This is a genomic window from Rufibacter psychrotolerans, from assembly GCF_016924645.1.
GTDB classification, from domain to species: domain Bacteria; phylum Bacteroidota; class Bacteroidia; order Cytophagales; family Hymenobacteraceae; genus Nibribacter; species Nibribacter psychrotolerans.
This window is the reverse complement of the sequence record NZ_JAFFJV010000013.1, coordinates 58,473-82,520: the sequence shown is the minus strand read 5'-3', so window position 1 is coordinate 82,520 and position 24,048 is coordinate 58,473. Positions and strand designations below refer to the sequence as shown.

Sequence of the window (24,048 nt, the reverse complement as noted above, 5' to 3'; positions counted from 1 at the left end):
GGGTAATTGCCTTTTACTGCTGCAGCATGGAGGCGGTATACGGGTTTGAAAGTAACTCCCGGAACACCTCCCAGCGCTTCTCTGGCTGGTCAGCCGTGCCGCCCAGCGCTTCCACATGCCTGCGTACCAGTTCCTGGCCCAAGTTGTAATTGATGACGTAGCTGCGGTAGCGGTCCATAAACCGGGTGCGCTGCAGGGCTTTGTCTTGCTGGTAAAAGTTGTATTTCACCAGCAGATTGGCAGCTTGCTCCCGGGAGATCTGGCCGTTCAGGTACTGGCGGGCAACCTCGTTCCCGGCAAAAGCTAGCTTGCCTATTTTCTCCAGAATGGCGTAGTAACGCTCGGCCTCGGCGGGGTTAAGACCGGCCAACGGAAACAGCACCTCTTTCTCAAACTTGATTCGCTCCTGCGCCGGGAACGCCACCTGTATGCCGTAGTTGGCGCTTCCCTCGGCAATGAGGGACTGCGGGCTGAAGAGCGGATAGATGGAGAACTCTTTCCAGCCGCGTTTCTTCACCAGTTCCTGTTCCAGCAAGGCGTTGAACACGTGGTGGCCAGGATACCCCTCGTGGCAGGCCAGGTCAATGGCGCGCTCAATCTGGATAGGAAAATCGGTGTTGATCTGGATAAGGCTGTAGCCGTTCCCCTTGAAATAGTTGTACCCCGACCACGGTTTGTCGGTCACGTACTCCACGGTGAAATTCTCCTGGGCGGGCAGTGGATAGTGGGCGAGGGTGCGCTGGCGGGCCTCATGGATTGCCGCCTTGAAAACCGCATCCAGTTTTTCCCTGGGAATCACGAACTGCTTCTGGTACGTGGCCCACCGTTGCGCCAGGTCTCCCTGGCCGGGAAGTTCCTGGTCCAGTGAAAGCAGCAGGGAGTCAAAATGGGAGAAGGCGTACTTTGGGGGAGTGGCGTCATACAACAACTGGGCCTCTTCGTCAAACGGGAGCTTTTTGCCCTGCATCATCTCCACTTTGGTAATGGCCGCCACCACCTGCTTCTGGAACATGGTCCAACGTTTTCTGTCCGGATCTGAGAACGCGTGGGTGTTCAGTTGCCCCAACGCCTGATAGATTTCTTGGAACTCCCGCAGAAACTGGGCCACCGGCAAGGTATCTTGCCTGGGCTGCGTGGGCTTCCATTCCTCGGGACCGTAGTAGGCGTCCACAATGTCGGCATCGTACTGGCCCAACCGGAGCAGGGCTTTGACATAGCGCTCGGCCAGATTGTCCATGGTTGGTTTGGCGGGTGATTCTTGTCTGGCGGTACTGCAGGCGACCAGGAACATGAGGCAGAGCAGAAGAGAGAGAATTCGATTAGAAGTGGAAAACATGGGTGGTTTACAGTTGCTGCACAATGAGTTGGGTCAGTTCCAGCAGGTACGCGTGCGTGGATTTCTTCAGGAGCCTGAGGTCATCGGTGTTGAACTGAATGCCCAGGGCCAGGTCAAGATCGGGAAAATATTCGCCATCTGAAATATAGCCCGGAAACCAACCGCTGTGCCCGTAGCCAAAACCAAAGCCAGGGCTGGGCCTGATTTGCATGCCCAAGCCGTACAGGTGGTCTTTGCCGGTGTTGGCTTTCACGCCTTGCCGCATCTGGGCGCGTATGTCCTCAGAAACAGGTTTAAAGTGGTAGAAGCCTTTGGCCCAGGTGGCCAGATCTGCGGCATTGGACACAAAGCCGCCGCCTACCCACTCAAACTGAGGATTGAACACCAGCTTTCCGTTCTGCACCATGGCGCCCGAGAACGGGAACGGCCCGCCCGCCCGGCTGTACCCCACCGCCAGATCCCAGAAGCTCTGCTTTATTGAAGGTTCGGTTTTGGTCAGTTGATACGGTTTGATGATCTGCTCCCGCGCTACGTCATAGAGCTTCTTTCCGCTGATCTTTTCCAGAATGTAGCCCAGCAACAGGTAATTGGTGTCGGCGTAGCCGAAGCTGGTGCCCGCCGGGAAAAGCGGTTTGCGGTCGAACAGGTAGGAGAAGCATTCCAGGGGAGTGAAGGTGCGGGCGGGGTTTTGTTTCACTTTCTGCATAAAATCGCCCAGTTCATAGTATTCCTCCAGACCCGAGGTATGGTTCATGAGCTGGCGCAAGGTGATGGTGCGGGCATTGGGGAGGCGCGAAAACCAGGGCTCCGTGGCCAGGTATTGCTCAATTTTGTCGTCTAGCCGGAAAACGCCCTGCTTTTCCAAAATCAGAGCCGAAGCGAGGAACAGCGTTTTGCCGTTACTGCCCGAAAGCATGCGGTGCCCGGGTTTCATAGGCTCTTTTCGGACCGAATCTGCCAGACCGGCCGCCAGTTGGATCATTTCGCCGCTGGGCAACACCGCCGCGAACGTCACGCCCGGAAATCCGTTGGCTTTCTGCAGCGAATCTAACCGGGCCTGCAGGCGCTGCTTAAGAAAGGTGGTTTTAGCGGTGGTCTGCGCCTCCACGGCGAGGGTACCCCACAGAAAAAACAGGAGCAAGCCCCAATAAAATCGTTTCATAGAGAATGGGTAAGGTGTACTATTGATAAGGGTAGTATTGTTGCTCGCCCCAGAAGGGGCCTTTAATTTAGGGCCGATTTCCTCAAAACAAGGCCAAAACAGATTTCTTAAATTAAGTATCTGGCGAAATAATTACATAACCCTCCTGTCATCCTGGAAGGATCTTGTGGGCGAACTAGAAAACCTTTGCTTAAGGGCCACTGCCGTTCGCTACCTAGATCCTTTCAGGATGACAAAGAGAAGAGCATCAGTCTATTTATCAAAAAAACCGCTTGCGACAGTTTGAATAAACGTGATGCCTGCACCTGTTCTGCAGCGACTATTTCTTGGCGGTAAAGAAATGCTCCTGGTACTCAGACTGGTCTGGTGAACCGTGGGTGACCTGCACCGAGGGCTTCTTCCCGAAGGTGAACAGCACGGAGCTGAACGTGAAACCTGCGGCGTCTTTGTTGTACGTCACGCACACCGGGAACTTGTCATGGTCCTTAGACCGGAGCGTGGCTTTGACCAGGGCAGGGGAGAGCGGTTGTTGGGCCAGCTTCAGTCTTTGCTCCAACGCCGCAAACCGGGTCTGGCTGTTGGTTTTAGGTCCGGTGCCGGTGAGCATCCGCTGGTGGTACTGCTGCATCCAGGGTTTCACGTCGTGGTTGGCCAGGGCATGGTTGGTGTGGTAGACCAGCTTCTTATCTTCCGCCGGGAAGAAGGGCACCACCTGGTTGGCCGAGGCTTCCAGGTTGTGCACGGCGGTTTCGGTGCCCAGAATGTAGTTCTGCCCGGTAGCGTGCGGCACGGTTTGCAGAAATGCCAGCGCCTCCTTCCCCGATTTTTTGCTGAGCAGCCCCCGCGTGACAAACGTGACCGGCAGCCCATCTACGCGGTTGCGCAGATCCGTGAGCGCATTGATGACCACCCCCACGCCCTGGTTGTTCATGCCCACAAACCCGATAAAGCCCGCACAGGTAAGAATGTACTGCTCTGGCGTGGTAGGCGTTTGGTTGATATGCAGCAGCACCTGGTAGCCGTGCATGAAGGTGTCAATGTCCACGTTCTGGGCAATATAGGTGGGCTGCCCGGTGTGGGCCGCCACGCCCACGGCGCTGCAGTGGTCTTTGTCCACGGAGCCGTGCTTGAGCCGGTCCAGGTAGCCCCAGTACTCATCAATGAGCTGAAAGGCGAACACGTCGTCCAGTTTCTGGCCCGAACCGGCCGCCATGCCTTCTATTTCCTGCCACAACTCCGGCGTCCATTGCTGGATGGCGGCTTTGTAGTTGGAGGTGCTCAGGAAATGGGCGATGACCGAGTCTGGGTGGCGGTTGGTTTCCAGGCGCACGGAGGCTTTCCATTTCTGGTAGACCTCGGCAATGGGTTGCCTCAGTTGTTGGCCGTGCTGCAGGCCGCGCTCGTACGCACTGCCTTTCAGTTCCACCACGGGCACCCGGGGGACCTTTCCAGCGTTGGACCGCGCCCAGGCAGGTTGCAGGAAAAAGCTGAGGAGCGTGAGCAGGAGGAGAAATTTCTGTTTCATATTCTAAATAGGAGTAAGGTTGCCAGAAAAAGACATGGGCCTATGGGCGGATAGATGTTCCCACCGCTTTATTTCCTTTGGTTGTGATGCATAGGCTTCTTCAAAATAACCGTGCATTTTTAAAGGAGCACCTGTAATTTCCTGCCCTTTTTGCCTACCTATGCGCAGAACGCGCAAGAAACCCCTCCATTTTGGGCCTGTTTCCCTGAAATGGGGCTTAAAACGGAAGCCGGTTCAAGATCATCATAGGCACCAACCTGCGTTAGCTAACGAATTCCCTGAAAAGAGATAATGGCGGACCATGCTCAACTTTCCACCTCCCAAAGTCTGTACAGCGGCAGCTGTGAGATGCTGCATGTAAACAGCCAGAACTACAATACCCTGAAGCAGGCCCGCTCCCCGAACCGGATCATGAGCTCCTGTTTCCATGCGTTCGATGCCACCATCCGCCCGCGCGGACTGGCCTTAAAATACGTGGCGCAAGGGCAGGAAACCTTCTGGGTGCAGCGCAAACGCCACCAGATTACCAAGGGCACCTATTTGCTGGTGAACGAAACCATTCCTACGGTAGACACAGTGATCAAAGACGCCAACACCTGGAGCGTTTGCGTGGACTTTGATGTGGCCTTGGTGAATGAGGTGTTGCAGCACGCCATCAACCCCAATGATTTGGACAGCCACCACCACCTGAGCGCTTTTCTATTGACGCCAGACTTGTTCGTGCAGGAAGCCGTGGCCGGCGCCCCGCTTCAGAGACTGCTCAACAGCTACATCCCGCTGGCCATGCAACCCGCTCAGGAAGTTCCGGCCGTGGAGCTGCTGTATGACCTGGCGGCTTTGCTTCTAAGGGAGCAACTGGCGGTAGCTACGCCGTACTATAAGCTGCAAACCGCCAAATCCTCCACCAGAAAAGAGCTCTTCCGCCGGCTATGGCGCGGGAAAGAATTGCTGCAAGACAGCGTGGGCCGGCGGGTAACCATGCAGCAGGTGGCACAGGAATGCTGCTTGTCTGAGTTTCGGTTTTACCGGTTGTTCAGGCAGTGTTTCGGGGTGAGTCCTTTCCAGTTCCTGCACGCCCGAAGAATTGAGAAAAGCCTGGAACTGAGGCAGCAGGGGCTGGACTGGACAGAGATTGCCTTCCAGCTCAACTTCACCGATGGGGCCGCGTTCAGCAAGGCGTTCAAGAAAATGAAAGGGGTGGCCCCGTCTAAGTTCCCCCTGTAAAAGGGCCCGCTGGGTTTCAGGCCTGCTTTTCTGAAAACAGGCCTGAAACAGGGAAGGATTTGGGCCTGGCGTAGGGCCAACTTCCGGAAAAACAGCCCGTAAACGCATGGGAGCGGGGTCCATAAGGTTGAGACTCAAGGAGAAATAAGCAGACCGGCGAGATTTGGCTGGGTTTCTACGGGATTATTTTGTACCTTCGCGCCGCATTCAGGGTGAATGCTCCTGTTTCCGGTAGGCCGCAGGATTTGTAAAATTAGCTACGCGCAGCCAAGTGGTTCTGTGGTTGGGCGTTAGATTTTGTGAACCAACATAGCAATATGGCAAATGTACAAGATTTTGACTGGGACAAATTTGAGTCTCAGGGTTTCGGTGGGGGCTACTCAGCTGCTGAGCGTGCCGAAATGGAACAAATGTATGCCGACACCCTGAACACCGTTCAGGAAGAGGAAGTGATCAAAGGTACCGTAGTTGGTATCACCGATCGCGACGTGATCCTGAACATCGGCTTTAAGTCTGATGGTCTGGTACCGGTTTCAGAATTCCGCGACATGCCGGACCTGAAAATCGGGGACGAGGTGGAGGTATTCATTGAGGACCAGGAAGACCCTAACGGCCAATTGATCCTGTCCCGCAAGAAAGCCAAAATCGTGAAAGCGTGGGAAATGATCTACGGCGCCCTGGAGAACGACACTGTGCTGGAAGGCGTGGTGAAGCGCAGAACCAAAGGTGGTCTGATCGTTGACCTGTACGGCGTAGAAGCCTTCTTACCAGGTTCACAGATTGATGTGAAGCCAATCCGCGACTTCGACATCTATGTGGGTAAGAAAATGGAAGTGAAAGTTGTGAAAATCAACGCCGCTTTTGACAACGTAGTAGTATCGCACAAAGTCCTGATCGAGAAAGATCTGGAGCAGCAGCGTGCCGCTATCCTCAACAACCTGGAAAAAGGCCAGGTGTTGGAAGGTGTGATCAAGAACATGACCAACTTCGGGGTGTTCATCGACCTGGGTGGCGTAGACGGTCTGTTGCACATCACCGATATTTCATGGGGCCGCATCAACCACCCGCAAGAGGTGTTGGAGCTGGACCAGAAAGTAAACGTGGTGGTTCTGGACTTCGACGACGACAAGAAGCGTATTTCTCTGGGCATGAAGCAGCTGACTGCTCACCCATGGGATGCTCTTCCTGCCGAAGTGGAAGTTGGTTCACGCGTGCGCGGCAGAATTGTGAACGTAGCCGATTACGGTGCGTTCCTGGAGCTGATGCCAGGCGTAGAAGGCCTGATCCACGTGTCAGAAATGTCATGGTCGCAGCACCTGCGCAACCCACAAGACTTCATCAAACAAGGTGACGAGATTGAGGCCGTTGTGTTGACCATGGACCGCAACGAGCGCAAAATGTCTCTGGGCATTAAGCAGCTCACCGAAGATCCTTGGACCAAGGAAGATGTATTGACCAAATATGCCGTTGGCACTACCCACACGGGTGTGGTGAGAAACCTGACCAACTTTGGTCTGTTCATTGAGCTGGAAGAAGGCGTTGACGGTCTGGTTCACGTATCTGACCTGTCTTGGACTAAGAAAATCAAACACCCATCTGAGTTCGTGAAAGTTGGTGACAGATTAGACGTAGTGGTGCTGGAGCTTGATGCTGCTGCCCGTCGTCTGGCCCTGGGTCACAAACAACTGGAAGAGAACCCATGGGATACGTTCGCTACCGTATTCACAGTAGGTTCAGTGCACAAAGCAACCGTGTTGGAGAAATCTGACCGTGGTGCTACCCTGGAGCTGCCGTACGGTATTGAAGGATTCTCTTTCCCTAAAGGTCTGGTGAAAGAAGACGGTTCTGCGGTAGAGGCTGGTGAGCAACTTGAGTTCAAAGTAACTGAGTTCTCTAAAGACGACCGTAAGATCATCTTGTCGCACACGGCGGTGCACACGGCACCTGCGGCTGATGAGGCCAAGAAAGCCAAATTCGCGAAGAAAGACGCTCCTGCGGCCGGCGCTCCTAAAGCTGCCGCCCCAGCTGCTCCTAAGAAAGAAGAAGTACGTTCTACCTTAGGTGACCTGGATGCCCTTTCTGCCCTGAAAGACCAGATGATGGAAAGCGAGAAAGAAGCCGGAGAGCGTAAATTAGCCGCAGCTGCCAAAGCCCGTGCTGAAAGAAACGCTGAGTCTTCTGACAACGCTGAGTCTGCTGAGTAATCAATCCCGGTTTTAAGCCGGTTTTCATAAAAAGAGCCCCAAACCCTTGGGGCTCTTTTTTTATGCAGGCAGCTCTGGTGTAACCTTCTGGAAGGGGAAGAGGCCCGTTTTAGGGCTGATTCTGGCAGAAGGACCAAAAAATATTTTTGCGCGGCAGCCGGCAGGAAAGGGCTCATTACGAAGAGGTTAGGCAAGCCGTGGTTTGCTTTCAGGCCGTTAGAGGCAGGTAGGTCGTGAAAATTTTGCTCTAAAATTGGGATAGTAATAGTTCCTGACTATATTTGCACTCCCAATCACGGTAACGTGGCCGAGTGGCTAGGCAGAGCTCTGCAAAAGCTCGTACAGCGGTTCGAATCCGCTCGTTACCTCTTTCTTGAAAAGCCTGTCCAGCCTTGGACAGGCTTTTTTGTTGCTCCGCCTCCAACCCATCCTTTTCAGGCCCCGGCAGTTCCCATACAGCGCGCCGCACATGAAAGCGGAACGGGCCCAACTACGTTTTTCCCTTGTTTTCAGCGAAACGGGCCCAAAAAGGAAATAGCCTACCTGGCTTTCCCTACCGGGCTTCTATCTTCTTTCCTCTATACTTTGAATAGTCTTATTCAGGGCGGAGCCGTGCCGTTCCCAGGCTTGGACGGCTGAAGCAGGAGAGTAGAGCTGGGAAAAGGCACCCCATAACCCTATCCAAATTCCCCAAACCTGGGTAAACCAACTGGTACTTAGAAGCTTACCAATTAGTAACTTATTAACATAAAATAGAGTATAGCTATATAGATTTAGGGACTCATAATTTATGGATGAAATTTTAGGATTATCGTACCCAGGCCGCCAGTGCGAAAGGCAGGTCAGTACTTAGCGCAGCGCGGCTACGGTTAATCCTGTAAATACAGAATCCCTAATCTTTTGGCCCCTAGTTGCGTATTGCGGGACATCCGTCAGAAGCATGAACCAGGTAGCAGCTCCTCCTTTTTTTACTAAAAAGTACCCATCACAGGGAGCCTGAAACCCACATGCCTCTGATCATCAGTGACTCTCAGCAATAACAGAGAAATGAGCAAAACCAAGACAGCTAAAAACCACAAACCCGTAAACACAGTAAGGCATGCTGTTGAGTACAAGACTCCCAAGGGAACCCTCATTGCCATTGGCGGACGTGAAAACAAAGGAGATGACCCAGAGGAAGGCTCAGTGAGTGCAGATAACCTTAGTTTCGTGAAGAACGAGATACTGGAGCGCTTCGTAGCGGAGTTGAAGGGATCAAACCCCCTGGTGCTGGTGGTGCCTACCGCCTCCTCGGTGCCCGAGGAAGTGGCGAAAGATTACCTGGAGGTGTTCAAGAAACTGGGCCTCACCAACGTGGAGGTGCTGGACATCCGCTCGCGGGAAGATACCGCCAAAGAGGAGTACATGAAGCTGGTGAAAAAGGCGGCCGGTATCATGTTCACCGGCGGAGACCAACTGAAGCTGACCTCCATCCTGGGCGGAACAGAACTCATGCGCCTCATCAAGGAGCGTTACTATACAGATCCCCTGGTCATTGCCGGAACCAGTGCCGGCGCGGCCGCCATGTCTACGCAGATGATGTACCAGGGCGTGAGTCAAGGAGGGTACATCAAGGGCTCGGTAAGCATTACGGCCGGGCTGGAACTGCTCAACGATGCCGCCATTGATACCCATTTCATTAAGCGCGGGCGTATAGTTAGAATGGTACAGATGATTGCCACCAACCCCACCTTCATTGGCATTGGGTTGGAAGAAGACACCGGTATTGTGGTAAAAAAAGGAAACGAGATTGAAGTAATAGGCAGCGGACTGGTGGTCATAGTGGACGGCCGGGAAAGCACGCGTTCCAATATATACGAGGTGGAGGAGGGAGTTCCTGTCACCATCAGAGACCTGAAGGTGCACCTTCTGGGCAAAGGAGATACATACACGCTGGAAATCGTTTAAACCTTTCATACCTGTATCCTTGATTGGATCATAAATTCTATGAAAATCGCAGAAATACGCATCATGCGTGGACCTAACTTCTGGTCTGTGAAACACCCAAAGATTGTAGTGCTGAAATTAGACATGGGCGAGTTTGACGGGGTGCTGACCACCCATCTCCCCGGCTTTGCCCAACGGTTAGAGGAAATGTTTCCGGGCATGATAGAGCACCGGAGCACCGAGGGGCAGGAAGGAGGCTACCTCCGCAGGGTGCGGGAAGAAGGCGTTCCGTTGAGCAACGTGGTGGAGCACGTGGCCCTGGAGCTGCAGACCCTGGGCGGCATGAACTCTGGCTTTGGGCGCACCTACCCGGCCCCGCAGCCCGGCTTTGAGTACGTGGTGTTCTCTTACCAGGAGGAAAAAGCCGGCGAGTACGCCGCTGAGGCGGCCATCAGGGTCACCACGGCCCTGGCCAAAAACCAACCCTATGACATTGCCCCCGATGTGGAGGAACTGCACGAGATCAGGGAAGATGAGCACATCGGGCCCAGTACGTACTCCATCGTGTCAGAAGCGGTGGCGCGGGGCATCCCGTACATCCGCCTCGACAAAAACTCCCTGATCCAACTGGGCTACGGGGTGCACCAGAAACGCATCCAGGCCACCATGACCTGCCGCACGGCCGCCTTTGCCGTAGAGATTGCCGGCGACAAGAGCGCCACCAAAGACATGCTGCGCGAGGCCGGGGTGCCGGTGCCCGAGGGCGAGATTGTGTACACCCTGGACGAGCTGAAAGAGGCGGTCCAGTACCTGGGCTACCCCATAGTGACCAAACCCCTGGACGGCAACCACGGCAAAGGTGCCGGTATTAACCTGAAGTCCTGGCCCGAGGCGGTGGCCGGCTTTGAAATGGCCCAGAAGTACTCAGAGGCGGTAATTGTGGAGCAGTTCATTGAAGGGTTTGACTTCCGCCTGCTGGTAGTGAATAAGAAATTTGTGGCCGCCGCCAAGCGCACACCCGCCATGGTGGTGGGCGACGGCATTTCTTCGGTGCAGCAGCTGATTGACACCGTGAACAGCGACCCCCGGCGCGGGGTAGGGCACGAGAAAGTCCTCACCAAAATCACCGTTGACAAAGACACCACCGGCATTCTGGACAAGAAAGGCTACACCCTGGACACCGTGCTGGCCGAAGGGGAGGAGCTCTACCTGAAAAGCACCGCCAACCTGTCTACCGGCGGTACCGCCACGGACGTCACCGACCTGATTGACCCCTACAACATCCTGATGGCCGAGCGGATTGCCGGCACCATTGGCCTGGACATCTGCGGCATTGACGTGGTCACCTCAGACATTGCCATTCCGTTGCCCGAGGCCCGCGGGGCCGTAATTGAGGTGAATGCCGCCCCCGGTTTCCGGATGCACATCTCGCCCACCGAGGGCTTGCCCCGCAACGTGGCCGACCCCGTGATTGAGATGCTGTTCCCGGGCAACTGCCCTTCCCGCATTCCTATCATCGCGGTGACCGGTACCAACGGCAAAACCACCACCACCCGCCTCATTGCGCACATGGTAAAATCAAAGGGGTACCAGGTTGGCTACACCACCACCGACGGTATCTACATTCAGGACAAGATGCTGGAGAAAGGCGACACCACCGGCTCCCGAAGTGCCGAGTTTGTCCTGCGCGACCCTACCGTGAACTTTGCCGTGCTGGAGTGCGCCCGGGGCGGCATTCTGCGCTCGGGCCTGGGTTTCCAGCAGTGCGACATTGGCATTGTGACCAACGTGGCCGAGGACCACATGGGCCTGCGCGATATTTACACCCTCGAAGACATGGCCCGCGTAAAATCGGTGGTGCCCAAGAGTGTGAGCAAAACCGGGTACGCCATCCTCAACGCCGACGATGACAACGTGTACAACATGGCCAAGGAGGTGGAAAGCAAGGTGGCGTTCTTCAGCATGGATGAGAACAACCCCAGAATCCTGAAGCACGTGGCGCAGGGCGGCCTGGCGGCCGTGTTTGAGAACGGGTTTATCTCTATTTTCAAAAATACCTACAAAATACGGGTAGACCGCGTGGCTGACATTCCGCTGACCTTCGGGGGGCGGGCGCGCTTCAACATTGAGAACGTACTGGCCGCCACCCTGGCCGGTTACATCTCGCACTTTGAGATCTCTGAGATCAAGACTGCCCTGCGCACATTTGTGCCGTCGGCCAGCAAGACCCCGGGAAGGATGAACCTGTTCAAGTTCCCTACCTTTGAGGTGCTGGTAGATTACGCGCACAATCCCGCCGGCATGAAGGGCATCGCCGATTTCCTGAAGAACGTAGACGCCCGCAAGCGGGTGGGCGTGGTGGCCGGCGTGGGCGACCGCCGCGAGGAAGACATGGTGGAGTTGGGGAAACTGGCCGCCCAGATGTTTGACGAGGTGATCATCCGCTCAGACAAAGACCCGCGCGGCCGCTCCCCCGAGGAGATCAACCGGCGCGTGATTGAGGGCATCCAGCAGGTAGACCCTACCAAGGAGTACAAAGTGATTCCGCAGGAAATGGTGGCCATCGCCTACGCCCTGGAGCACGCCGAGCGCAACTCCTTCATCACCATCTTCTCCGAGGACATCCCCGAAGCCATCAAGATGATCGAAAATTTCAAGGTAATCCAGGACCGCCGCGTGATGGTGGACTAGGTTACCTAATTTGGAGATGAGGAGATTTGTAAGTTTGAAAATGGAATAATTTGAAAATATAATATCATTAACCATCTCCAAATCTTCTCATTCTCAAATTTCCTCATCTCCAAATCTCCTCATCTTCAAATCACAAAAAAGCGCCCCGAAACAGAATCCTGTTTCGGGGCGCTTTTTTGGAAAAGGGGCGGTAAACGCTTATTTCAGGGTGAAGGAAGTGGTCCCGATCAGGAAGCCGCCGGCGTAAAGCTCCACAATGTGCTTACCCGTTTTGTAGGGGGTGCCTTTGGAGTAGATGAAGGTGACCTGCTGTTGGGTATTGTCAAACACAATGTCGCGCTTGGCGGTGTAGAACTGCTCCTTGCCCTCGTACTCAAAGGTGCCCGAGCCGGTGGCCAGGTTATACAGCGCAGACCCGTCTGGCTCAATCAGGCGCATCAGGATCTCCTTGTTCTCTTTGGGGGCCACCTCGTTTTTACCCAGCCTGAAGGTAAGCTTGATGCGGTCTACGCGCTTGGCTTTGTATTCTTCCTCGGTGTCGGCTTTCTCTTTGCCTTTATCATTAATTATAGAAACCGTGATGTTCTGGGCCTCCAGTTTTGAGGCCAGGTTTACCTTTTCCTCCAGGGCTTTCTTGTCGGTGGCCAGGGTGGTGATGGAGTCGGTGAGTTTGTTCTGGGTGGTCTTGAGGCCGGTTACCTCGGTGAACAGTTCTTCGTTGTCGTCCTTGAGCTTGGCCAGTTCCTCGTCTTTCCGCCGCAAGGCCAGTTCCAGGTTCTGGGCCCGCTGCTGGAAACGTTTCTGGTCGGCCACGGTGAAGGAGCTGTTTCTGAAGGCCCGCAGTTGCGCCAGGTCAGCGTTGATGGCCGCAATCCTGGACTCCAGGGAATCATTGGTCAGCCCCATGGCGCTCAGTTCAGCACTTTGGCGCTCGTAATCGGCTTTAAGGGTTTCGTACACCTTGATCTGGTTTTCCAGCTCGGTGCTCTTCACCTTGATGATTTCTTTCTGCTCCTCGTTCTCCTGCGTCTTCTGCTGCTGCATGTAAATAAGGATACCGTTAATGCTGAGCAGCACAATGATAAGTCCTACTACTAGCAGTTTCCGGTTGCTATCCTTTTCTGGGGTTTCGTTCGCCATAGCGGATTCTAGGGTGTTTTAATGGTTTTAGGACAATACCTATCCTTACAAAAATACGGTTCTCTCTATCCTTTGCAAATAAAGGGGTAAAATACTTACTTCAGCCCATGAGACATGAAAACAGCCTTGACCAGGACTATTGGGAGCAGCGCTACCACCAGGACCAGACCCAGTGGGACGTGGGAGCGATCACTCCGCCCCTGAAAGCCTACCTGGATCAGGTGGAGGATCTTTCCCTGGGCATTCTGGTACCGGGCGGCGGCAACGGGCACGAGGCCGAGTACCTGCACCAAAAAGGGTTCACCAACGTGTACCTGCTGGACTTTGCCGCTTCGGCGCTGCAGAACTTCCGGCGGCGGGTGCCCACCTTTCCACAAGACCACCTGTTGCAGCAAGATTTCTTTAGCCTAACGCCGGGGCAGTATAATCTGGTATTGGAGCAGACCTTCTTTTGCGCCCTGGCCAGGGAGCTGCGGCCGCAGTACGCCCGGCAGATGTTTGAGATCCTGAAGCCCGGCGGAAAACTGGTGGGCCTGCTGTTCTCTGAGGAGTTCCAGAGCCCCGGCCCACCCTTCGGCGGAACCGCCTGGGAGTACCAGGCCTATTTTGAGCCGTACTTTACGTTCAAACACTTTGCGCCCTGCTACAACTCGGTGCCGCCGCGCCAGGGCCGCGAGCTGTTTATGGTGCTGCAACGGCGCGACCGGCCACAGTTTATCGCGTAGAATTCTGTACTTTTGGCGCAGCTAAAACTTACCCCAATTGCTTTCCATTACAGTAGCGCAGGGGAAGGGACGCTCGTATTGGGCCTGTTTTCCTGGAAAGGGGGCCAAAACAGAGAGGCTGTAGCAAACCCTGACATACATGCAAAAACCGCCTGGCTCGCCGGGCGCAAACCACTAGACAATTATGATGATTAACATTCCAAAACTGCAGCATACGGCTTCGGGCAACTTCTTTCTGATGGCGGGTCCTTGCGCCATTGAGGGCGAGGAAATGGCCCTGGGCATTGCCGAAGAGCTGGTGAAAATCTCAGACAAGCTGCAGATTCCCCTGATCTTCAAAGGCTCTTACCGCAAGGCCAACCGCTCGCGCCGGGATTCGTTCACCGGCATTGGCGATGAAAAGGCCCTCAAGATCCTGGCCAAGGTGAGCGAGACGTTCAACATCCCCACCGTGACCGACATCCACGAAACCCACGAGGCCGCCATGGCCGCCGAGTACGTAGACGTGCTGCAGATCCCCGCGTTCCTGTGCCGCCAGACCGACCTGTTGATTGCCGCCGCCCAGACCGGCAAAGTGGTGAACATCAAGAAAGGGCAGTTTTTGTCCGGCGAGTCCATGAAGTTTGCGGTGGAAAAAGTCAAAGACTCGGGCAACGACAACGTGATCCTGACCGACCGTGGCAACTCGTTCGGGTACTCAGACCTGGTGGTGGATTTCCGTAACCTGCCCATCATGCGCGAGAACCAGGTACCGGTGGTCATGGACGTGACCCACTCGCTGCAGCAGCCCAACCAGTCATCTGGGGTGACGGGCGGCCGCCCGGCCCTTATTGAGACCATCGCCAAAGCGGCCATCGCCGTAGGCGCCGACGGCTTGTTCATTGAGACCCACCCAGACCCCTCCAGCGCCCGCTCAGACGGAGCCAACATGCTGCCCCTGGCCCAGCTGGAAGGCCTCATGCGTCGCCTCATCAGAATCAGACAGGCCGTTCAAGGCTAAGCGTTAGTTTATTAAAAAAGGCCTGTTTTCTGGAAAACAGGCCTTTTTTGGTTTTTAGGGTTCATGAGAGCCGCAGCCTAGAACCTCAGCGAAAAGTGTTGCTTGGGTTGGTTGGTTCTGAAGAAGACCAACCCCAGGTAGAACAGGTCAATGGTAAGCAGTACCCGCGGGTGCTCCTTTATCTGTTTCCAGGCCTGGGCCATCTCAGCAGACCAGTAAATATCATCAAAGACAAACACTGAGCCCTCGTGGGCTTTGGTCAGGCATTGCTCAAAGTACCGCAGCGTGGGCTTCAGGCGGTGGTTGCCGTCAAAGAAGACAAAATCCACCTGGTCCAGCCCGGCTAGCGTAGGGGCCAGGGTGTGGTCCAGGTTGCCTTCCACCAACGTAACGTTCTCCAGCCCCAGCTTCCTGAAATTCCTGCGCGCCTGCGCGGCGATGGCCGGGCAACCCTCAAACGTGTACAGCGCCGCAGAAGTGCGGGCCAGGCCCAGGTAGCCGGTGGTGAGGCCCAGGGAAGTGCCCAGTTCCAGGATGGTGGCGGGCTTGAAATGGTTGGCCAGTCTGAACAGCAGTTGCCCCAGCCGGGCCGGTTTGGCGGCGGTACGGGCAATGTCAGAAATCTTTCTTTTTCGGGTAGCCCCGGCGTGGGAGCCAGCCCCAAAGTCGGTTACTTCCAGCACTCGGTGGTCCTGCAACAGCTCCTCCCGCAGGTTTTCCACGGCGTCGTAGGCCAGGAAGTGCCCCTCATGGTGGATGATGAAACAGTACAGGTTAAAAACAAAAGGGGAATGCAACCCATGGGCATTCCCTGACCGCCACCAGAAGGAGGCGTACCGGTAGAGCATAGCAGCGTGCTGCAAAATAGAAGCGGGATTAGTTGAGTTTGTAAGGGATAATGAGCGTGAACTCCGGAATCACCACGTGGAATTGCCGGCCGTCTACCAGGCGCTCCATCAGGTAAGTGCCAGACATCTTGCCAATGCTGGTTTTTAAGTTACAGCCAGAGACGTACTGGTGGCTTTCGCCCGGCTCCAGTACGGGTTGCTGGCCCACTACGCCTTCGCCCTCTACTTCCCTTACTTCGTTGTTGGAGTCAAAAATGTGCCAGTGGCGGCGTAATAACTTTACCGTAAATTCGCTGTTGTTCCGGATGGTGATCTTGTACGCGAAGACAAAGTGCTGCTGGGCCGGACTGGAATAGTCAGGGAGGTAATTTGTCGTGACATTGACAGTGACTCCTTGGGTTGTTTTCGTATCCATGCGTGCCTTAATTTGGTATATTGGGAACAGGCTATCTGGCATTTTAGTTTTGCCAGCCGGATTCTAGAGTAAAAATACGCGAAAAACCTTAAACAACTACCTCTTCTATGCAGGTAAAAATTGAGCCGAGCTGGCAACAAGTACTCCAGGACGAGTTTGAAAAGCCTTATTTCCAGGACTTAATCCAGTTTGTGAAGGCCGAATACGCCACCTCCCAGGTGTACCCGCCGGGCAAGCAGATCTTCCACGCCTTTGACGAGTGCCCCTTTGACCGGGTGCGCGTGGTCATTCTGGGGCAGGACCCTTACCACGGGCCCGGGCAGGCCAACGGCCTGGCTTTCTCCGTGAGCGAGGGCCTCAGAACGCCACCCTCGTTGCAGAACATCTTCAAGGAAATCCAGGCCGATCTGGGCAAACCCATCCCCAAATCGGGGAACCTGGAGCGCTGGGCCGAGCAGGGTGTTCTGCTCCTGAACGCCACCCTCACCGTGCGGGCGCACCAGGCCGGCTCACACCAGAAGAAAGGCTGGGAGGAGTTCACCGATGCCGTCATCAAGAAAGTGTCTGACCTGAAGGAGCACGTGGTGTTCCTGCTCTGGGGCGCCTACGCCCAGAAAAAGGGCCTGATCATTGACGAGCAGAAGCACCTGGTCCTGAAAGCCGCCCACCCGTCCCCCTTCGCCGCCGACAAAGGCTTCTTCGGGAGCCGGCACTTCAGCAAGACCAACGCCTACCTGCGCGAGCACGGGCTGCCGGAGGTAGACTGGTAAGCCACCTTGTTTAGGGGCTGTTTTCCTGAAAACAGCCCCTAAACAAGGTGGTAAAGGAACCCAGGCAGTAAGCCGATTCCTTCGTTTTTGGGCAGTTTTCTGGAGAAATGCCTTAAAACAGGCCCTTACTTGATGGCCCCAAAAGCCGCGAAGCAGGCATTCTTGTGCAGGAGTTCCACCTGCCTGAACCCTACTTGCCGCAGCAGGTCCAGCTGAAACGTCACCGACCTGGGCGAGTCTTCCTTTTCAATGTAGGCCAGCACGTGGTCTTTGTAATCCTCGCCGCCCACTTGGGTCAGGTAATCGGCGTACCGCTGCCAGAAAAGTTGGTTGATCTGCGGGGCATCATGCGCCACCAGGTCAGAGATCCAGAGGGAGCCACCCGGCCTGAGCGACCGATACAGTTTCTCAAACACCAGCCGCCATTCCGCCTCCTCGCGCAGATGGTGCAGCACGGCGCCCGCCAGGATAATGTCAAAATGGTTCTGGGGGAATTCTATCTGCCTGATGTCGCCTTGCAGCAGCTCAACGGTGCCCGTGGTTTCTGCCCGTACCCGTTCCTGCGCCCGCTCCAGCATGGGGCGGCTCAGGTCCAGCAGGGTGCACGCCAGGTCCGGCAGTTTGGAGAGCATCTTGAGGGAGAAATTGCCGGCCCCGCAGCCCACGTCCAGCAGGCGGCTGGCCTGCGGCGAAGCGGCCCGGGCGGCCTCGGTGATCAGTTCCAGGCACAGCGGCGCATCAATGGTGGACAGCTGGCCCGTCTCTACGTTGGCGAAACGCTCCACGTCTTTGTCAAAACGTTCCTCTATTTCCCGTACGGTTGATTTTTGGTCTAAGGTGATAGCCATGGCTTTTGGGTTTACCCAGCTTTAGGGCGCTGGCAGAGCAAAGTAGCGTTTCTGCGGTAGAAATGAAATTGGCGCCGCTGTTTAGCGCCTGTTTTCTGGAAAATCGGCCCGAAACGGATTAGCGCAGCAGCGCTTCCAGGGGAACAAACTGGTAGCCGCGCAGTTTGAGCTCGGTCAGGAGGGCATCCAGGTGGTGGTAAAACTTGTCGGTACGGGCCGGGTCGGTGCCGATGTGCAGGAGCAGGAGGAACCCGTTTAAGCCGTGCGGGGCGTTCTGTTCGTGGTCCAGGATAGAGCGGAGGATCACCTCGCTGGTACGGTACTGTTTGCCCAGGGCGGGGAAGGTGTAATCTGCGTGGGAGAGGGTGCCGGGCGTGTAGTTGATGAGGGTAAGGCCCAGGTCTGAGGTCCAGTCGGCGATGGTTTGGTTGTACCACTCGTAAGGCGGCAGAAAGAAGAGCGCTTCCTCTTTCTTGATACCGAACCGGGCCATCTGGGCGTAGTTGGCCAGCAGGTCGGCGGTAAACGCTTCTTTGCTCACCAGCAGCGAGTCCCGTTTGGCCCAGTCGGCGTAGAGCAGGTGCCGGTCTGAGTGGGCTCCCAGGTAATGGCCGGCTTTCCTGAGCTTCCTGATCTCGCGGGCAAAGGCCGGGTTCCGGTAAAAGTCGCCGGTCAGGAAAAAGGCCGCCTTCACCCGGTGCCGGTCCAGCGCCTTCCTGATGGTGGAGGCGCCGTCGGCGAACTCGTGGCCCGTGAACAGCAGGGTGAGTTGTTTCCTGCTGGTATCACCCCGGGTGATGGCTCCCTGAAATGTGCTTACTTTTTTTTTGCGGCTTTGGGGGCTGCCTTGCCTTCCAGCTGCAGGGCCGAAAGCAGGTAACTCAGGCTGGCCGTGCCGTCCATGGTAGGCTCGTTGGTGGAGTAATCGCCGAAGTCATCGTGGTACACCACCAGGCCCGACTGAAACGGGGCAAACTCGTCTTCCTTCACCAGCTGGATGCCTTTGAGGTTGCGGAAGATGCTGCCGTACACCGGGCCGTCTACCAGGCCCCCATCCAGCTTGTACTGGTGCAGCACGGTGAGCGACGAATGCGGCTCTTTGGGGTACACCCCCTGGTCTGGCAAACCAATGACCATGCTGGTACCCCAGGGATTGGCCCCGAACAACCAGTCGCGCAGCGAGGCTTCCATCTGGGCAAAGCGCTGGTCGCCGGTGAGCTGACGGTACAGCATGGCCTGGGTGGCTAGGCCGGTGATCAGGTTGTTAGAGCACCAGATGAACGGTACACCCATGAGAAACGCATTGTCTTTGCCTCGTTCCTGCACCGCCTCCAGGCCCTGGCGCAGGTTCTGGAGGAACTCTGCTTTGATGGTGGCGTCTTGGGAGGCGCCCAGGTAATAGTGGCCCACGTTGATGAACGGGTACCACTGGTAGTGGCGGGCGGTGTCTTTGCCCATCCAGGGCGTGATGGGCTCCTGGCGGCCAAACTCGGCGGCTTTGCGCAGGAACTCGTCCTGGCCGGTGAGGCGGTGCAGTTGCACGGCGGCCAGTTCCATGTCATCTACCCAGTTGTCTTCCTCATAGAAGTAAGGGGCCTTGCCGGGAGCCGTCTGACTCACCCCGGGGCGGGCCAACCCGAAGGCGTACGCCTGCTGGGCCTTGGTCTGCAGTTGCTGCGCGTACGCCGGGAAGTGCTGGGCCAGCACCTGCGCGCCCAACCCAAACGCCGAGGCGAACTTGCCGGCCGTGGAAGCCACCCCTGTAGAGCGGTTCTTGTACTTAAAGGAGCCCTGCGGCTTGTCGCTTACCACGTACACCGGTCTGCCGGCGCCGGGGCCTTTGCCGTAGTCTACTTTGTCCTGGTTGGGCAGGCGGTAGCCCGCGTGGTCGCGGTCATCGGCTATCTGGTTGAACATCAGGTCGGCCTGCGGGTACATCTTCAGGAGCCAGTCCAGGCCCCACTTGGCTTCATCCAGAATGTCGGGGATGCCGTTGGCGCCCGCCAAGCCGTTGGCCTGGTGCTCGTCTTTGAAGGCGCCGGGGTTCTGCTGGTACGCAAACAGAAGCTGGAACGTGGCGTTGGCCGAGGTGGTCACGTACTGCAGGTAATCAGAGGCATCGTGCCAGCCGCCGGTGGCGTCAACAAAAGTAGAGTCTTTGCCCGGCGTGGGGTGGAAGACCATGAAGCCGTCTTTGGTGTGGCAGGAATCTTTCAGGAAAGGGTTGAAGCCGCAGCGCTGCTGGCGCATGTAACGCAGGACAAAATCGGCGGTGTGGTCATACACCTGGCTCCCAATGGTGAACACCGGCGACTTTACCCCGTTGGCGCTGAGGTAATAGGTGCCCGGCTTATTGAAGTCTGTGAAATCCAGGCGGTAGGTGGTGGTGAAGGCGGTGTAAGCCCCAAAGCCTTTCACCTTTTTGCTCTTGAGCACCCGTTTGTGGGTCTGGGCGTCGTGCAGGGTAAAGGAGGTGATTTTCTGGTCTTGTTTGGCCCCGTACACGGCGGCTTTGGGAGAGGAAGGAAGGTAGCCTAGTTGGTTGATCCTGATCCAGGCTGAAGGTGCCGCGGGGGATTGGGCTTGTGTTGGGCTGCAGAAGAAAGTAACGACAAAGAGTAGTAGGAGTAAGGGGCGCATAGGGGACGGGAATGGTTTATCCGGCCAATATAACCCTTCTTTTTGCTTTGGCGAAAGCCTACACCAAAAACGCCGGCTTAGGGCCGGCGTTCGGTAAAGGTACGGGGTGTTTTAGGCCTGTTTTGGAAGATTTGGCCCTAAAACGGCTGTGTTATTCAATTCCTTTGAAGATACGGCTCCAGCGGATTTTGTTGAACAGGCTCTCCGTAGGGTCTGCCGACATCCAGATCAGGACCGCCTTGCCTACAATGTGGTCTTCGGGCACAAACCCCCAGTAGCGCGAGTCTTCTGAGTTGTGGCGGTTGTCGCCCATCATCCAGTAGTAGTTTTGCTTGAAGGTATACTGTTTGATCTCCTGGCCGTTGATCAGGATTTTGTCTTCCTGCACCACTACTGCCTCGGGCGCATAGCCTTCGTACTTCCGGATGGCCATCTCGTAGAGCGGAATGGTCAGGGGGTTGATGTCCACGGTCATGCCTTCCTTGGGGATGATGAACGGCCCGAAGTTGTCTTTGTTGTAAGGATAAACAGAAGGCTTGAACGGGAACACATCGGCCCGCACAGAGCCTACGCTGTCTTTGTACAGCACCACTTCTTTGATGAAGTCAAAGCCCTTGAGCTTTTCGGCCGTGGCCGGGGTAGTGTTGATCACGTAGCCAATGCCGCCAAACGCTTCCTGCACATCGGTAATGTCGTTGTCTTTGAAGAACTTGCTGTTGATGGGCGTGGTGGTGAGCAGGCCGTAGGCGTACTGTACGCGCTCGGGCTCCGGCACCAGTTTGTCGTTGATGTACACCTGCATGTCCTTCATCTGAATCTTGTCGCCGGCAATGCCAATGCAGCGTTTGATATAATTCATTCTAAGGTCAGTGGGGTGGGCTACATCGGCGGGCCAGTTGAAGACCACCACATCATTGTTCTTCACGGAAGAAAAACCCGGCAGGCGGTAAGACTTGAGCTGGATGGCATCTGAGTAGGACGGGATGTTGGTGCCCCAGATGGTCTGGTGCGTGAGCGGCACCTGCAGCGGCGTGATGGGCGTGCGCGGGCCGTAGTGCAGCTTGCTCACAAACAGGTAATCGCCTACCAGCAAGGATTTCTCCATGGAAGGCGTGGGAATGGTGTACGCCTCAAACGTGGCCCATCTAATGAGGGTAGCCGCTACAACAGCAAAGAGAATGGCATCTCCCCATTCTCTGAAAAAGCCTTTTTTCTTTTTAGGCTTGGTTTCCTTTTTGGTCCAAAAACGGATGCTCATGCAATCAGAGTTAGAGTTGTAGCAGATCAGTCATGCCAAAGATTCCCTGGCGGCCCGGCAGCCATTCGGCGGCCAGCAGGGCACCAGAGGCAAAGCCTTCTCTGCTGTGTGCTATGTGGTGTAGCTCAAAGGTATCGTTTTCTGAGGTGTATTGCACAATGTGGGTGCCCACAACTTCGCCCTCGCGCTCAGAAACCACGCCCAGCAGGTCGGGTTCCTGGGTCACGTCATTGATCCAGCCCTGTTTCTGCGGATAGTGCCTGAGAATGCCGTCGGCAATGGAGAGGGCGGTGCCGCTGGGTTGGTCCAGCTTGTGCACGTGGTGAATTTCCTTCACCTGCACGCCGTACTCGGGGTACTGCTGCATCTTCCGGGCCACGTACTCATTAAAGTGGAAGAACAGGTTCACGCCCACGCTGAAGTTAGAGGCATAGAAAAGCGTGCCCTGCAGTTCCTGGCATTTCTCTTTGATGGTGGGCAGGTGCTGCAGCCAGCCCGTGGTGCCCACCACCACCGGAATTTTATTCCTGAAGCAGGTAAGGATATTGCCCACCGCCGCGTCTGGGCTAGTGAACTCAATGGCCACGTCTACCTGGTCGGCCGTGAAGTTGGCCAGCTGGTCGGCCTCGTGTACGGTGAGGCGGCCCACAATCTGGTGGCCTTTGGCAAGGGCCAGCCGCTCAATGGTCTGGCCCATTTTGCCGTACCCAATCAGTAATATGCGCATAGTTTTATTTCAAGGTAAGTTGCAGGGACAGACCCGCCGAGTAAGAAGGCGTGGGAACCCCGGTCAGGGGCAACAGGTTGGGTTTTACCTGCAGGGAAAGGTCTTCGCTTACGTCAAACGCTTTGAGGTGGGCGTCTACGTGCGCCTCCATCACGTTGAGGCCCCAGGCCAGCACGCCCAGAATGATGTCCAGGTCACGGTACTTGCGGAAGAAGTCGCGTGAGGAGCGCAGGTTAATGCTTCCCTGGTCATTGGGCCGGCCTACCCCGTACACGTTGTCTTCGGCGTAGGCGTCAATGGTGGAAGGATCTCCGTCAAACCGGATTCTGATGGCTCTGGAGAAATCCTGGTACTTGCGGTTATTGTCGTAGATGAAGAAGCCAATGACGGCCCCGGTGGCGTACACCAGCGGAATCTTCCAGTAGCTCTTGTTGTAGGCCTGGCCCAGCCCCGGCAGTACCGCCGAGTAGAAGGCGGCCTTGGCGGGCCGGCTCCAGTGCTTGAAGCCCTTTTGCTGGGTAGTGTCCAGGGCCTGCGCAGCGGGCGGGGGAGTAGCCACCCGCGCAGAGTCTGCGCCAGTGGTTACTACCTGTGCCGTGCCGCCGAAATGGATGCCCAGTGAACCAACAAAAAAGAAGCACAGGGCCGCGAACTGCCGCATGTTAGGCGTAGTTTAAGATTTCCAGGATTCGGTTCAGCTCGTCTACCGACACAAACGGGATTTTGATTTCCCCCTTGCCCTCGGCAGAGGCCTTTACGTGAATGCGGGTACCAAAATAAGAAGAAAGCCTTGACTCTACCCGCTTCACTTCATTCTCAAACGGATGAAGGTCTAGTTTGGTCTGTGGGTCGGGCTTTTTATTGGCCAGGTTGATGTTACGCACCAGTTCCTCCACCTTGCGCACCGACAGTTCCTCGTTCACAATCTTGCGGTACACTTCCAGCTGCTTCTCCACGTCGTCAATGTTGATGACCGCGCGGGCGTGGCCCATGGAGATGAGGTTGTCCCTGATCCCGATCTGAATGTCGGGCGGTAATTTGAGCAGGCGCAGGTAGTTGGTGACGGTGGTGCGTTTCTTGCCCACGCGCTCGCCCAGTTCCTCTTGCTTCAGGTTACACTCAGAAAGGAGCCGCTGGTAACTCAGGGCAATCTCAATGGCGTTGAGGTTTTCGCGCTGAATGTTCTCAATCAGGGCCATCTCCAGCATCTGCTGGTCATCGGCCTTGCGGATGTAGGCGGGAATGGTCTCCAGTCCGGCCAGCTTGGCCGCCTGGAAACGGCGCTCACCCGAGATGAGCTGGTACGCCTCGGCGTTTAGCTGCCGGACCGTGATAGGCTGGATGATGCCCTGTACACGGATAGACTCAGCCAATTCTTCCAGCGCCACCTGGTCAAAGTGGGTACGTGGCTGGAAAGGGTTGGTCTCAATCTGGGTTAATTTAATATCTGCGATGGTATTGACAGCGCTAAGGGTGGATGATGCTTCTTCTGGGGTAGAGGGGGCTTTCCGGTCATAACTGCCCGCAATTAAGGCGTTGAGGCCTCTTCCAAGGCCTCCGGGTTTCTTCTTTGCTGAATTATCAGACATGTAGGTAATTTATTCTAAAG

The 24,048-nt window shown here is 55.8% G+C and carries 20 protein-coding genes and 1 tRNA gene; 8 read left to right on the top strand and 13 right to left on the bottom strand.

The features are described 5' to 3' along the window. Positions 1–13 precede the first annotated feature (13 nt). The 3 genes from JT718_RS13405 to JT718_RS13395 form a co-directional block, all read right to left on the bottom strand. Positions 14–1,336: a hypothetical protein gene (locus JT718_RS13405; RefSeq protein ID WP_240337087.1), complete on the bottom strand. Its 1,323-nt coding sequence runs from the start codon at positions 1,334–1,336 to the stop codon at positions 14–16. A 7-nt stretch (positions 1,337–1,343) separates the two neighbouring features. Next, complete coding sequence (locus JT718_RS13400) at positions 1,344–2,498, bottom strand: serine hydrolase domain-containing protein (protein ID WP_205503217.1); 1,155 nt, start codon at positions 2,496–2,498, stop codon at positions 1,344–1,346. A gap of 319 nt (positions 2,499–2,817) precedes the next feature. Further along, positions 2,818–4,023 (bottom strand): C45 family autoproteolytic acyltransferase/hydrolase, encoded by a 1,206-nt coding sequence (locus tag JT718_RS13395; protein WP_205503216.1) that lies wholly within the window; start codon positions 4,021–4,023, stop codon positions 2,818–2,820. A 291-nt stretch (positions 4,024–4,314) separates the two neighbouring features. Between JT718_RS13395 and JT718_RS13390 the strand changes: the two genes are divergently transcribed. The 5 genes from JT718_RS13390 (at position 4,315) to cphA (ending at position 12,068) form a co-directional block, all read left to right on the top strand. Beyond that, on the top strand, positions 4,315–5,247 hold the full coding sequence (locus JT718_RS13390; protein WP_205503215.1) for a helix-turn-helix domain-containing protein: 933 nt from the start codon (positions 4,315–4,317) through the stop codon (positions 5,245–5,247). Between the two features lie 317 nt (positions 5,248–5,564). After that, positions 5,565–7,451 (top strand): 30S ribosomal protein S1, encoded by a 1,887-nt coding sequence (gene rpsA, locus JT718_RS13385; RefSeq protein WP_205503214.1) that lies wholly within the window; start codon positions 5,565–5,567, stop codon positions 7,449–7,451. A gap of 297 nt (positions 7,452–7,748) precedes the next feature. Further along, positions 7,749–7,819: transfer RNA gene (locus tag JT718_RS13380), tRNA-Cys, on the top strand. 679 nt (positions 7,820–8,498) lie between these two features. Continuing rightward, complete coding sequence (locus tag JT718_RS13375; RefSeq protein ID WP_205503213.1) at positions 8,499–9,398, top strand: cyanophycinase; 900 nt, start codon at positions 8,499–8,501, stop codon at positions 9,396–9,398. Between the two features lie 39 nt (positions 9,399–9,437). Beyond that, positions 9,438–12,068, top strand: coding sequence for a cyanophycin synthetase (cphA, locus tag JT718_RS13370; protein ID WP_205503212.1), 2,631 nt, complete (start codon positions 9,438–9,440; stop codon positions 12,066–12,068). Positions 12,069–12,266: 198 nt separating this feature from the next. On the opposite strand, the gene JT718_RS13365 is transcribed toward cphA, so the two are convergent. Further along, the gene (locus tag JT718_RS13365; RefSeq protein WP_205503211.1) at positions 12,267–13,208 is read right to left on the bottom strand and encodes a DUF8428 domain-containing protein; all 942 of its coding nucleotides are present in this window, start codon (positions 13,206–13,208) and stop codon (positions 12,267–12,269) included. A 107-nt stretch (positions 13,209–13,315) separates the two neighbouring features. Here JT718_RS13365 and JT718_RS13360 point away from each other — a divergent pair, with 107 nt between their 5' ends. Together JT718_RS13360 and kdsA are read left to right on the top strand one after the other, a co-directional pair. Beyond that, positions 13,316–13,933, top strand: a complete 618-nt coding sequence (locus JT718_RS13360) for a methyltransferase domain-containing protein (protein WP_205503210.1) — start codon at positions 13,316–13,318, stop codon at positions 13,931–13,933. Between the two features lie 187 nt (positions 13,934–14,120). After that, positions 14,121–14,933: a 3-deoxy-8-phosphooctulonate synthase gene (gene kdsA, locus JT718_RS13355; RefSeq protein WP_205503259.1), complete on the top strand. Its 813-nt coding sequence runs from the start codon at positions 14,121–14,123 to the stop codon at positions 14,931–14,933. A gap of 77 nt (positions 14,934–15,010) precedes the next feature. Here the strand turns inward: kdsA and JT718_RS13350 are convergent, their stop codons facing one another. After that, positions 15,011–15,796 carry an O-methyltransferase gene (locus JT718_RS13350; protein WP_317195511.1) on the bottom strand — a complete coding sequence of 262 codons (786 nt, stop codon included), beginning with the start codon at positions 15,794–15,796 and terminating at the stop codon, positions 15,011–15,013. Between the two features lie 13 nt (positions 15,797–15,809). After that, entirely contained in the window at positions 15,810–16,196 is a 387-nt protein-coding gene (gene apaG / locus JT718_RS13345) for a Co2+/Mg2+ efflux facilitator ApaG/CorD (protein WP_205503209.1), read from the bottom strand. A gap of 107 nt (positions 16,197–16,303) precedes the next feature. On the opposite strand from apaG, the gene ung reads away from it, so the two are divergent. Next, positions 16,304–16,966, top strand: a complete 663-nt coding sequence (gene ung, locus JT718_RS13340) for a uracil-DNA glycosylase (RefSeq protein ID WP_205503208.1) — start codon at positions 16,304–16,306, stop codon at positions 16,964–16,966. 125 nt (positions 16,967–17,091) lie between these two features. On the opposite strand, the gene JT718_RS13335 is transcribed toward ung, so the two are convergent. The 7 genes from JT718_RS13335 to JT718_RS13310 form a co-directional block, all read right to left on the bottom strand. Next, positions 17,092–17,814, bottom strand: a complete 723-nt coding sequence (locus JT718_RS13335; protein ID WP_205503207.1) for a class I SAM-dependent methyltransferase — start codon at positions 17,812–17,814, stop codon at positions 17,092–17,094. 118 nt (positions 17,815–17,932) lie between these two features. Further along, positions 17,933–18,574, bottom strand: coding sequence for a polysaccharide deacetylase family protein (locus JT718_RS20545; RefSeq protein ID WP_374729169.1), 642 nt, complete (start codon positions 18,572–18,574; stop codon positions 17,933–17,935). A gap of 56 nt (positions 18,575–18,630) precedes the next feature. Beyond that, positions 18,631–20,454, bottom strand: a complete 1,824-nt coding sequence (locus tag JT718_RS13330) for a glycoside hydrolase family 9 protein (protein ID WP_240337086.1) — start codon at positions 20,452–20,454, stop codon at positions 18,631–18,633. Positions 20,455–20,605: 151 nt separating this feature from the next. Next, entirely contained in the window at positions 20,606–21,712 is a 1,107-nt protein-coding gene (lepB, locus tag JT718_RS13325; RefSeq protein WP_205503206.1) for a signal peptidase I, read from the bottom strand. A gap of 10 nt (positions 21,713–21,722) precedes the next feature. Then, positions 21,723–22,439, bottom strand: coding sequence for a 4-hydroxy-tetrahydrodipicolinate reductase (dapB, locus tag JT718_RS13320; protein WP_205503205.1), 717 nt, complete (start codon positions 22,437–22,439; stop codon positions 21,723–21,725). A gap of 4 nt (positions 22,440–22,443) precedes the next feature. Further along, entirely contained in the window at positions 22,444–23,100 is a 657-nt protein-coding gene (locus tag JT718_RS13315) for a DUF5683 domain-containing protein (RefSeq protein ID WP_205503204.1), read from the bottom strand. 1 nt (position 23,101) lies between these two features. After that, a complete protein-coding gene (locus tag JT718_RS13310) occupies positions 23,102–24,028 on the bottom strand; it encodes a ParB/RepB/Spo0J family partition protein (RefSeq protein ID WP_205503203.1) in 927 nt (308 codons plus the stop codon). Positions 24,029–24,048: the final 20 nt, after the last annotated feature.